At 35.5% G+C, this 812-nt stretch carries 1 protein-coding gene; it reads right to left on the reverse strand.

Annotated features, from left to right (window positions below):
• Window positions 1-248: 248 nt before the first annotated feature.
• The coding region (locus tag ACP5S8_RS08465; RefSeq protein ID WP_461876498.1) for a nucleoside recognition domain-containing protein at window positions 249-812 on the reverse strand (564 nt) is incomplete at its 5' end.

Here is an 812-nt window from a genome sequence, read left to right on the forward strand (position 1 = left end):
GTATGCCACGGTTAAGTGTCTATAGTGTTTTTGAACTTGTACAGGTATTAGCGGGTTTGATATTCGTAGTTTGATTATCGCCATTTTATAGGCTCGTTAATTGTTTTATTTATGTTTGATATGTTTGTAAGTCGAAGTCGCTAACCTAAAGAAGTTAATGGCATTTATCACATTTTTTAGCCTTTGGTTTTGGGCTTTTGATAAGATAAAAAATGCCAAAAGCTAAAAGAAGTATTACAAAAACCCAATCAAAAAACATGTAGCACCATGCTTACCCTATATATTAGGAAGGCTACAGCCCAACCTAACACAAAGCTGTAGAGTAAAAAAAGAACTGCAAACTTAGTACCAAACTCTGATTTTAAGATGGATACGGTGGCTATGCAAGAAGTGTACAAAAGCACAAATACCATGAAAGAAAGTGCTCCGTAAGGGCTTAAGCTTTTTCTAATTTCTCTTGTGATAGAAGAGGTGTTGGATTCTTGTGTAAAAACGTTTGAAAATCCAGGAGAAACAAACGAAAGAGCCGTATTCTTTATAGCTTGTTCAAGAGACATCATCTGTTCTTTAAAAGCCTCATCTATATTAAAATTTGAATAGTCTTCTTTAGTAGAAGCTGAGTATATAGCACCCATTGAGCTTATTATTATTTCTCTTGCTAAAAAAGCCGGTACCAACGATGTTGTAGCTCTCCAATCTTCTATGCCTATTGGTTTAAAAACGTAAACTAAGGCGCTACCTATTCTTCCAGCCACAGTATCTTTTATGTTTGCATTCGGTGGTATGTTTAGAAAAGCCCAAACCACTACGGT

This window comes from Hydrogenobaculum sp., assembly GCF_049967395.1.
In the GTDB taxonomy this organism is placed as follows: Bacteria; Aquificota; Aquificia; order Aquificales; family Aquificaceae; genus Hydrogenobaculum.